Origin of the sequence: Phyllobacterium lublinensis (assembly GCF_020164435.1) — a bacterium.
Taxonomy (GTDB): domain Bacteria; phylum Pseudomonadota; class Alphaproteobacteria; order Rhizobiales; family Rhizobiaceae; genus Phyllobacterium; species Phyllobacterium lublinensis.
In genome coordinates this window covers 26644-36952 of the sequence record NZ_JAIUDQ010000024.1, presented here as the reverse complement: position 1 = coordinate 36952, position 10309 = coordinate 26644, and the positions used below count along the sequence as shown (strand labels likewise).

At 59.6% G+C, this 10309-nt stretch carries 8 protein-coding genes; 5 read left to right on the top strand and 3 right to left on the bottom strand.

What is annotated here, in order from left to right; genetic code table 11:
- Window positions 1-517: 517 nt before the first annotated feature.
- Window positions 518-1927 carry an adenylate/guanylate cyclase domain-containing protein gene (locus K9U38_RS21245; protein ID WP_224496352.1) on the bottom strand — a complete coding sequence of 470 codons (1410 nt, stop codon included), beginning with the start codon at window positions 1925-1927 and terminating at the stop codon, window positions 518-520.
- A gap of 61 nt (window positions 1928-1988) precedes the next feature.
- Complete coding sequence (locus K9U38_RS21240) at window positions 1989-2702, bottom strand: hypothetical protein (RefSeq protein WP_224496351.1); 714 nt, start codon at window positions 2700-2702, stop codon at window positions 1989-1991.
- A gap of 237 nt (window positions 2703-2939) precedes the next feature.
- Here K9U38_RS21240 and ppk2 point away from each other — a divergent pair, with 237 nt between their 5' ends.
- From ppk2 to K9U38_RS21215, 5 genes are all read left to right on the top strand, one after another.
- Window positions 2940-3851 carry a polyphosphate kinase 2 gene (gene ppk2 / locus K9U38_RS21235; RefSeq protein ID WP_224496350.1) on the top strand — a complete coding sequence of 304 codons (912 nt, stop codon included), beginning with the start codon at window positions 2940-2942 and terminating at the stop codon, window positions 3849-3851.
- 102 nt (window positions 3852-3953) lie between these two features.
- A complete protein-coding gene (xth, locus tag K9U38_RS21230) occupies window positions 3954-4778 on the top strand; it encodes an exodeoxyribonuclease III (protein WP_224496349.1) in 825 nt (274 codons plus the stop codon).
- Between the two features lie 130 nt (window positions 4779-4908).
- Window positions 4909-6303: a selenium-binding family protein gene (locus K9U38_RS21225; protein WP_224496348.1), complete on the top strand. Its 1395-nt coding sequence runs from the start codon at window positions 4909-4911 to the stop codon at window positions 6301-6303.
- Between the two features lie 43 nt (window positions 6304-6346).
- Window positions 6347-6964, top strand: coding sequence for a hypothetical protein (locus K9U38_RS21220; RefSeq protein WP_224496347.1), 618 nt, complete (start codon window positions 6347-6349; stop codon window positions 6962-6964).
- A 116-nt stretch (window positions 6965-7080) separates the two neighbouring features.
- The gene (locus tag K9U38_RS21215) at window positions 7081-8076 is read left to right on the top strand and encodes a FecR family protein (protein WP_224496346.1); all 996 of its coding nucleotides are present in this window, start codon (window positions 7081-7083) and stop codon (window positions 8074-8076) included.
- Between the two features lie 43 nt (window positions 8077-8119).
- On the opposite strand, the gene K9U38_RS21210 is transcribed toward K9U38_RS21215, so the two are convergent.
- Entirely contained in the window at window positions 8120-10291 is a 2172-nt protein-coding gene (locus K9U38_RS21210) for a CHASE2 domain-containing protein (protein WP_224496345.1), read from the bottom strand.
- Window positions 10292-10309: the final 18 nt, after the last annotated feature.

The window sequence follows — 10309 nt, the reverse complement described above, 5'->3', positions numbered from 1 at the left end:
CTGTTATGAATGCCGGCATATGCTCGATTGCCAGCGGATGTATGGTGGTGCCGTCCATTTCTTACTGTTTCCCCATGGGCCCGGCCACAAACTCAGCGTGGTCCATGCGACCAACTCTTGCATTTCGTTGCCGTTAGAAGGAAGTACGTAACAGTAACTAGGTCGTGGACTCATAACCCAAAGTCGGAGCCGAGGTCGCCGGGTCTGTCGATTCATGGGCGCGAATCGACAGGCCATGGGCCCTGCCAAACTCATGCCTCTCCCTTCGGTCGCGGAGGGTTCGGAGCCGCAACAGGGCCGTAATTGTTGTGAAGACGCCACCACATGTATGGATCGCCCTGAGGGCGGCCGGGCGGCGCCTCCTGCCAGCTCTCTTGCCGACCTAACGGCGTCATGTCGAAAATGACCAGAAGCTTCGACGCCGGTGCGACGAATGCGATCAAAAGCGCGCATCCATGCGTCTGTGACCCGGTATGTGCCACAGTAAAGGGACTGGCAGACCAAACGTGACCGCCGCTCAGGGAATTGTGAAGATGCTGATCTCGTCGGTGATGCCGCGAAGAGTTACGTTGTATGACATCGGTGTCACGCCGCGCTTCGACAGGAGGTCCGAGGCACGCGCGTCTCCCAGAACGGATCCTGTGGCAAAGATTTCCCGCGCTGTTGCCAGGTGTTGCACGCGTGAAGCAATGTTCACTGTCTGACCGAAATAATCCTGCCGTTCGTTCAGGTTAACGGCGATGCACGGACCCTCGTGAATACCGATCTTCAACAGGAGATCCTCGCTGCCGCGTTCCGTGTTGAGCTTGCGCATGGCGTCGCGCATTCGCATTGCGGCCACTACCGCCCGGTCGGGCGTCGGGAATGTGGCCATGACGGCATCGCCGATGGTCTTCACGACAGCGCCTGCCTCGGTACCCACGATGTCGTTGAGTATGCTGAAATGGGTCTTTACGAGTTCGAATGCGGCAAGGTCGCCCACCCGTTCGTAAAGCTCCGTCGATCCACGCAGGTCGGTAAAGAGGAAAGTGAGGCTGGTAATCTTCAACCGCTGGTCCACATCGATCGTGTCGGTGTGATAGAGATTACGGAACGTCTGGTTGGACAGCAGGCGCTTGGCCGTCAGGAACGGGCGCCGGCGACCGAGCATCTCGTGCAGTGCGTCATTGGCAAGGCATACGGATGGCAGCGTACGGACCGTCGTGTGGTTTTCCAACTGGATGCGCAGAGGTCCCGGCCGGAGATTGATCGTTTCGCTGTGACGGTGGGCCCGATCAAACACCAGTGAAAGATTTTGACGCTCCCTGGTCGGTTCGCCCTTCACGTCCAGGAATTGCGCGGCATGCGTCACCGGTTCGAACACAATGACGAACGCCTCCGGCAGTTGCAGCGAAATGACAGCTTTCTCTCCCGGCGGCAGTTCGAGCGATTCCATGACGAACTCGTCGACCTTGGCCTCGAAATCGCCTTCCGGGAGCTCGATGCCGGAGCCCCAATAGATCTGGCGGAAATATTCGATGGGTGGAAGTTCATGCGGATTATGGGCCGCGATACGACGTACGCGCGGGCTTACCGTGAAGGTCACTTCCACCATTTCATCGAGGGTTGGCTCATAACCGGCGGCGCAGAGTGCGCAGGTATATTCGTCGCTTTGTACCGTCTTCAACGAGGTATTGGCGTCAAGGACGCCGCCACAGCCGGGGCAGAGGACATTCCAAGACAATTCGAAAAGGCCAAGGTGTGATGCGTGCAGAAACGCCCCGACGGTCTCTTCCTCGTCAAGGCCCTCGCTGGCTGCAAAGGCGAGCGCATTGATACGGCTGAGCTTGCGGTCCGGCGCGTCAAGGACAAGCCGCTCGATGGCGTCGACAACGTTCTCCTGCGCCGATTGGCGCAGCATGGCGAATAAAGGCTCGGCTTCACTCATGCCTGCAGTTTACACTGAATCCGGCGCGCAGATAGCGGATTCATCGCACGATGTCCTGCGGCTAGAATGTAACGCGCGTCACGATCTTTGCACGGCGCTCGGCCGGGACAGGCGCCGTCTCCGGCGGAAGGCGGAAACTGCGTCTGGTGATTGCCCGCGACGAGCCGGGAATGGCGGCTTCGGCTGCTGCAACGTCATCCGGTTTGACGACCAACGCCTTGCAGGCGCCGCGCTCATCCCAAAGCCGCCTGGCAATGGCGCTGTCAACCGCAGTGGTGATGGCGTTGCCCGCAAGATCGTTGGGCTGAACACGCTCGTCCGCAATGAGTCCCTGAATCGCCTCCCCCAGGATCTCGGCGGAATCCTTGAACGTCACGTCACGGACCTGATCGAAGCGAGCATTAGATTCGCCATCGACGATGCAGTGGCGCGCCGTGAATATCCAGTCGTGAATCATGTAGGCAGGTGCATATCCCCACGGCGACAGGCCCTTGAACACCTGGGCGATCTTGGGGATTGAGCCGCCGTCCGTATACATCAGGCCCGGGCGGATGACCGCGCCGGCACTTTGGGGATCGGAGCGCCGGAAGATCAACGGATCTTCGGGGTCGGGAACAAACAGGAAATTGCCATCTCCACTCGAGCCGCCCTCATCGACCCACATGACGAAAAGGCTGCCGCTGAAAGTGCCGGGAGGCAGTTTGGAATAGTCCACGGAAGCGCAGGCGCTCAGCGCCATGCATAGCCCCAGCAAGGCAAATATCCGCACAAACATTGGCTGGCCCCCACTCTTCCCTCCTGCAATCAGGAAGGGCATGATTCCCCCAATTCGGCCGTCAATTCAGGTAACCAGATGGCCACCGGCTTTTCAACGGGAATGATTGAGCTCCGATCGACTCCCAGGGTTTTGCCGGCTTCAAATTTCTTTCATGCGGTTATGGCATAAGCGGTCTTTGAATAGCATGATGCGGCAGCCTGGATGCGTGTTGCGAGCGAATTTCGGAGAGACGAAATGAACAATTCAGAAGACAAGATTGACTGGCTGGAGGCCGAACTGGCCGATACGCTGGACGAAGATTATGAGCTTGAACTCTCCGAGCCGGCGCTTTCCGAGGAAATCCGCAAGATCTACCGCAAGTCCCATCCACCCTCAATTCCGCGCATCGAGTATTTCCGCGCGCTGCTTTCCCTGCAGGCCGAACTGATCAAGCTGCAGGACTGGGTTGCCTATCACAAGGAGAAGGTCGTCGTGATCTTCGAAGGCCGCGATTCGGCCGGCAAGGGCGGTGTTATCAAGCGCATCACGCAACGGCTCAACCCGCGCATCGCGCGAGTCGTGGCGCTTCCGGCTCCATCGGACCGGGAGAAGACCCAATGGTACTTCCAGCGTTACGTGCCTCACCTGCCTGCCGGCGGTGAGATCGTCCTTTTCGACCGTTCCTGGTATAACCGCTCCGGTGTCGAACGTGTCATGGGCTTTGCGACGGAAGACCAGGTGCAACAGTTCTTCCATGACGTGCCCGAATTCGAGCGCATGCTCGTGCGTTCGGGCATCCGGCTGGTCAAATACTGGTTCTCGATCACCGACGAGGAACAGCAGATGCGGTTTCTGGTGCGCATCCACGATCCGCTGAAACAGTGGAAGCTGTCACCGATGGACCTGCAGTCGCGGGTGCGCTGGGAGAACTATACCAAGGCCAAGGAGGAGACGTTCGCACGCACGAACATTCCTGAAGCGCCGTGGTATATCGTCGAAGGCAATGACAAGAAGCGGGCTCGCCTTAACTGTATCGACCACCTGCTGACGCAAATTCCGTATGAGGATGTTCCGCACGAGGAAATCACCCTGCCAGAACGGGTTTTTAATCCCGATTATGAGCGCAAGGTCCTTCCGCCGGAACTTTACGTGCCATCGAAATACTGAGAGTCCAGGCAACTGCGACGGCGACGCAGCCGACAATCTGCATCGCCATAGCGGCATATGCGCAATCACCATGCAAAAAGCACCAGCCGAAACAAAGCCGGAATGCTATCGTTTTGTCTCGTTCAGGGCATCTCGACCGGTCATAAGGGACTGCTGGTGAAAATAGCGACCTACAATATCAACAACATAAACAAGCGTCTTGAGAACCTGCTGCACTGGCTTAAAACCGCCAAGCCTGATGTCGTCTGCCTGCAGGAACTCAAATGTACCGACGCGATGTTTCCTTCGCCGCAACTGCGCTCGGCCGGATATGAGGCGGTGTGGAAGGGGCAGAAGTCGTGGAACGGCGTTGCCATCCTTGCCAGGGAAATGGAGCCTGTCCTGACGCGCGACAGCCTGCCGGGCGACGCTGACGACAGCCAGAGCCGGTACATCGAGGCCGCGGTCAACGGCGTGCTGATCGCTTCGATCTACCTGCCCAATGGAAACCCGCAACCCGGTCCGAAGTTCGACTACAAGCTCGACTGGTTCAAGCGCCTGGCGAAACACACCGCGGATCTGTGGAGCATGGATGTCCCCGTCGTGCTCGCTGGCGATCTGAACGTAGTCCCGACCGATTTCGACATCTACAACACGCGTTCCTGGCTGGACAATGCGCTGCTGCAGCCCGAGAGCCGGGAAGCATTCCGGCACGTCCTTCAGCAGGGCTGGACCGATGCCGTGCGCAAGTTGCATCCGGACGAGCCAATGTTCTCCTTTTGGCACTATATGCGCAACGCCTGGGAAAGGGACGCAGGCTTGCGGCTTGATGTCCTGCTTCTGAGCAAGTCCGTCGCGAAACGACTGCGTGCCGCCGGTGTCGACCGGGACCAGCGCGCACGTCCGAACGCGAGCGATCACGCGCCGACCTGGATAGAGTTGAAGTAGGCCGCCATAGGGTGGATTCCTTTCAAATCACTTGAGTGGACAGCGCCAAGCCAAGGTGCGAAGATCGCTGGCTACCAGCATTTGGGACCACTGCGCATACACTCCGTTTATCCATCGACAGGAGAGTTACATGGCAACCTGGCAACCTGATCCTTCATTTTATCCATCGCCGAGAATGGCAGCCAAGGCTCCGGCAGAAAAGCTGGCCTATGTGGCAGCCTTCGATCCCGACCGCAAAAAGCCCGATGCGATCGCGGTGGTCGATGTCGACCCCAAATCCCCGACCTATTCGAGCATTGTCGGCCAGGTCGACATGCCGAACGTGGGTGACGAACTGCATCATTTCGGCTGGAATGCATGCTCGTCATGCCTGTGCCCGAACGCACCCCATCCGCACATGGAACGCCGCTACCTCATCGTCCCGGGTCTGCGATCCTCCAGGCTGCACATCATCGATACGAAGCCAGACCCGAAGAATCCCCAGATCGTGAAGGTCATCGAGCCGGCGGAGATCGCCGAGAAGGCCGGCTATTCGCGCCTGCACACGATCCATTGCGGTCCAGAGGGCATTTATGTCAACGCGCTCGGCAACGCCGAAGGCAAGGCGCCGGGTGGCATCTTCCTGCTCGATGCCCAGAGCTTCAACGTGCTCGGCCAATGGGAGATGGATCGCGGTCCGCAGAAGCTCGCCTATGATTTCTGGTGGCACCTTGGTCACGACACCATGATCACGAGCGAATGGGGCACGCCCGATACTTTCGAGAACGGTCTGGTGCCGGAAATCCTGCTGGGGAGCAAATATGGCCGCAGGCTGCATTTCTGGGATCTCCACAAGCGCAAGCACCTGCAGGAGATCGATCTTGGCGAAGAGCATCAGCTCGTGTTCGAGTTGCGCCCCGCGCACAACCCGACCATGGCCTATGGTTTCGTGGGCTGTGTCATCAGCCTGAAGGATCTCTCATCGTCGATCTGGACCTGGTACCGCGACGGCAACAAATGGGCAGTGAAGAAAATCATCGAGATCCCGGCCGAACCGGCCGATCCCGACTTGCTGCCACCGGTGCTGAAGGGCTTCAAGGCGGTTGCGCCGCTTGTGACCGACATCGACCTGTCGATGGATGACCGGTTCCTCTACGTCTCCTGCTGGGGCACCGGGGACATGATCCAGTACGATGTCTCCGATCCGTTCAGCCCCAAGGAAACCGGCAGGGTCCGCATTGGAGGCATCGTATCGCGGGCAACCCATCCCAAGGCGCCCAACGGCGCACTCAATGGCGGCCCGCAGATGGTCGAGATCAGCCGGGATGGCAGGCGGGTCTATTTCACCAACTCACTCTACGGTCCGATCGATCCCCAGTTCTATCCCGACGGGCTCGACGGCTGGATGGTGAAGCTGGACGTGGGCGCCGATGGCGGCATCAAGTTCGACGAGAAGTTCTTCATCGACTGGCCGAAAGGCCATCGGCCGCACCAGGTGCGCCTGGAGGGTGGCGATTGCTCGTCCGATTCCTATTGCTATCCCTGACGATGCGCGCATCCGCATCCGATAACGCGGCAGGCTGATCCTCATGTCGCCCTGGCTGGTCCTGGCTGGCCTTGGCGCGTTCCACGGCCTCAATCCGGCCATGGGCTGGCTATTTGCGGTTGCGCTGGGCCTGCATAGGAACAGCCGAAGCATCGTGGTGCTGTCCCTGGTCCCGATCGCCATCGGCCACACGGTCTCGATTGCTGTGGTGGCAATAGCGGTGGTGCTGCTTGGCCTTGTCTTTGACCAGCGCGTACTGGAGATCGCCGCCGGTATCTTTCTATTGGGCTGGGCGGCGTATTTTGCAGCCTATGGCCACCGTCATCGCGTCCGGATCGGCATGACAGCCGGCATGTTGGGACTGGGAATCTGGTCGTTCCTGATGGCAACGGCGCACGGAGCCGGATTGATGCTGGTGCCTGTCGTGATCCCGCTTTGCCTCGCGCAAACGCCGGCGCAGGAGTTGACCGCGGCAGGTTCGCTGCCGATAGCGCTGGCCGCGATCGGGACGCATATGGCCGCCATGCTTGCCGTGATCCTGGTGATCGCGGTTACGGTCTATGGGTGGCTCGGTCTCTCATTCCTGCGGCGAGGATGGATCAATTTCGACCTGATCTGGATGATCGCACTTACAATCACAGGCATCGTGCTCATTGCCTGAGCAAACCGCAGGCAAACGCTCTGAATCCCCTCATGAAGCGAGGGAAAATCTAACCAATTTGTATGAAAAGACCAAACTGCCTTCGCATGATAGAGTGCGCGGTTTAGGAGGGTGCCATGTGGGGTTTGCGTGGCGCCGTTGCGGCGGCGCTGAGTATCACACTTTCCATGCCGGTCATGGCCGCTGAGCCAGTCGGCGAAGCTTTGCTGATCAGAACCGAAGTCAGGGGTGCTGGTGGCCCGCTCGAGGTCAAGGACAAGGTGCATCGCAACGAACAGATCAAGACATCCCAATCGGGGTTAGGTCAGTTCGTGTTTCAGGACGGCACCAAGCTTGCCGTGGGATGGGGTTCATCGGTAACCATCGACAAGTTCGTTTACGATGACAGCTCATCGGTAAAGCGGCTCTCGATCAAGGCTGCAAAGGGAACGTTTCGCTGGATCAGCGGCAATTCGAAATCCAGCGCCTATGAGATACTGACACCGGCGGGAACGATCGGTGTGCGCGGCACTGCCTTTGATGTTTCAATCAGACCGGACGGAACGACTGCCGTGGTGCTTCTGAGCGGAAGGGTATCGTTCTGCGGCGCGGGTGGCTGCAAGCAGTTGACGCGGCGGTGCGACTGCGTGATTGCAAAGCCGGGAGGCGCGATAACGGACCCCAAAAGGGTCACGCGCGACGTCTTGAGAACACTTGGCAACCAGCGGTCCCTGCCATTCCTTTCCGGTACCCAGCAGCTGACGGGTGGATTGGGGAATGTGGGTGTGGGAGGCTGTGGCCTAGCGTCCGTCGACATCCAGAAGGATCGTATTCAGCAAAGGGCTGCCCCCGAACGTCCGGCACCACCTGCCCCACCGGATCCGCCGGCACCTCCTGCCCCTGCACCGCCTGCTGCTGCACCGCTTGCAGCCGCGCCTACCCCGCAGGCGGAACCAGAAGCGCCGGTGCCTCCGGATAAGCCAAAGCCGGACAAGCCGCACAAGCCCGACAAACCGCATAAGCCCGGCAAGCATGGACATCACCATGGTCATCATCATAGTCATGACGGAGACAGAGACCGTGATCATGAACGCCATGGTTTCGGGGGCTGGGACCGCCGCGACAGGCGCTGATTGATTACGGGCTGACGGGAATACTTGCGCTGGCGGAACCTCGTCACCCGACGGAACGATCACCCCTGCCCGCAGGCTCGTCGACGAAATGGTCGGCACGGCGGCCGATCCGGCGATAGAATTCGGGTAGCCCGGCCGCCAGCCCCGCCGCCTGCAACTTGGCAGCGTTGACAATCCTGCGGGCAGCAGGCGACCGCGAACGCAATGCATCGACCAATTCGCCATGAACCCGTTGCAGGTCCGCAAATTCGGAGGACGTCGCCAGACCCGTATCCCCCACGACAGCGAAAAGCCGGGTGCGGGTGCTCTTTCCTTTCAGACCGAGTGCGCCAGCCTCGAGCAGCGCCCAGCCCGGCAGCAGGTTTGCAGTGGTCTCTGATACAAGTATGTCGTAGCTGATTTCCTTGCATGAGGATTCAATCCGTGCCGCGATGTTGACGGCATCGCCAACGGCCGAATAATTGAAGCGGGTCTCGGCCCCCATGTTGCCAACACATGCAAGGCCTGTATGGATGCCGATGCCTATGCCGACTTTTTGCTCGGCACCGAACCCGAATGCGTCTTCGGCATTGAGACGGACGAGCGTTTCGCGCATGGCAAGCGCCGCGTGGACAGCTTTCTCGGCGTGATTGGCAACGTCAATCGGCGCATTCCAGAACGCCATGATCGAGTCGCCGATGAACTTGTCGAGTGTGCCTTCGTTGGCTATGACATGATGGCTCAGTGCATCCAGCAACGTGTTCAAGAACCTGACGACTTCGGCAGGCGTCAGACGTTCGCTGATCTGCGTGAAGTTGCGTACATCGACGAACATCATCGTCAGCTCGCGATCATCGCCGCCAAGTTGCAGGGCGTTTGGCGTGTGTTCGATACGGTACAACAGAGAGGGCGACAGATAATGGCCGAAAGCGCGCCTGACTTCCCGCCGCTCCCTGTCGATCACCAGGAAACGGAAGGCCGTCGCACCAAAATGCGTGATGGATCCGGCAACTATGGGCGCCAACGGGTCGAAAAGCAGCCCGCCATAGAAGAAGGCGAGCCATGATGCACCGAGGGCGAACATGGTTATCAGGAGACCGCAAGCCAGGGCGACGGCTGGGCTGACGAACGTCGTCACCAGCACGAGGAAGGTGCCTGCTACCGCGATGGCAAGAATTTCGAAGCCGTCGGCCCAATCCGGCCGTGCGAGAAAACGGCCCGAGAGCACCTGCTCGACTGTCTGTGCATGCAAGGAGACACCTGGCACATTCTGTCCCAGCGCCGTCGTGCGGATATCCTGCAGTCCCGCAGCGGATGTACCTATGAACACGATACTGCCTTCAACGGCAGCGGCGGTTTCAGGCGAAGGACCTTCGCTTGCAAGCACATTCTTGGCGGAAATGTATCTCTCGGCCTTGTCAGGGCTGACATAGAGCCACAATTCTCCGGATGCCGTGACCGGGATGATGAAATCGCCGATTTTGACGTGCGTCATGGTGTTCGGCACATTCGTGGCGCCCGCGACGATGTAAGTGGACGCGCCTTGCGCCACGCGCAGCGCCTCAAGGGCGAGGTTGGGGAAAAGCTGCGTGCCATCACTCAGGAAAAGTGGAACGGCCCGGACAACGGTCGACGCCGCTCCCGGATTGAGACTGATATGGCCGATGCCGGTGGCATTGGCTTCGAGCTGCGGCCGCAGCGGCGTTGCACCCCGCATCCGCGGCGGTGCGCCGGCCGGATCCTCTCCGGTGAATGCGAACCCTGCCTTTACCGGCGGCCGGTAATCGCCTTCGTTCGACAAACCGAAACCCAGGACCACGGGTCGCCCCGCGATTGCTTCGGCGAAAATCTCGTCATTGTCCGGCAGCTTGCCAAGCACCGCCGGATCGATCCCTGGAACATCGCGAACGACCGAACGCGGCGACAAGCGGTCAGGCTCGGCGAAGAGAATATCGAATGCAATTGCCGAAGCGCCCATCTCGGAGAGCCGATTGACCAGTGTTGCAATCCGGTCCCGAGGCCACGGCCACTGCCCGAGTTCCCGCAGCGATGCCTCATCGATGTCAACAACACGGACGGGCAGGTTCTCGAATGTTCGCGGAGCGATGCGCTGATATTCGTCAAAGGTTACATCGCGGGCCTGCCTCAGCAAAGGCGGGTCACTCGCACGCAAAAATGTGAGAGCCGCCACAATCGCCAGACCTATCAGTACGCCAACCTGCTGCGCGCGTGTCATGTTCGCATATCAGACCCT

Bases quoted from the DNA above. Each gene is read 5' to 3' on its own strand.
- K9U38_RS21245 (WP_224496352.1), bottom strand. From the start codon at position 1,927: ATGAGTGAAGCCGAGCCTTTATTCGCCATGCTGCGCCAATCGGCGCAG.
- K9U38_RS21240 (WP_224496351.1), bottom strand. From the start codon at position 2,702: ATGTTTGTGCGGATATTTGCCTTGCTGGGGCTATGCATGGCGCTGAGC.
- ppk2 (WP_224496350.1), top strand. From the start codon at position 2,940: ATGAACAATTCAGAAGACAAGATTGACTGGCTGGAGGCCGAACTGGCC.
- xth (WP_224496349.1), top strand. From the start codon at position 3,954: ATGCTATCGTTTTGTCTCGTTCAGGGCATCTCGACCGGTCATAAGGGA.
- K9U38_RS21225 (WP_224496348.1), top strand. From the start codon at position 4,909: ATGGCAACCTGGCAACCTGATCCTTCATTTTATCCATCGCCGAGAATG.
- K9U38_RS21220 (WP_224496347.1), top strand. From the start codon at position 6,347: ATGTCGCCCTGGCTGGTCCTGGCTGGCCTTGGCGCGTTCCACGGCCTC.
- K9U38_RS21215 (WP_224496346.1), top strand. From the start codon at position 7,081: ATGTGGGGTTTGCGTGGCGCCGTTGCGGCGGCGCTGAGTATCACACTT.
- K9U38_RS21210 (WP_224496345.1), bottom strand. From the start codon at position 10,291: ATGACACGCGCGCAGCAGGTTGGCGTACTGATAGGTCTGGCGATTGTG.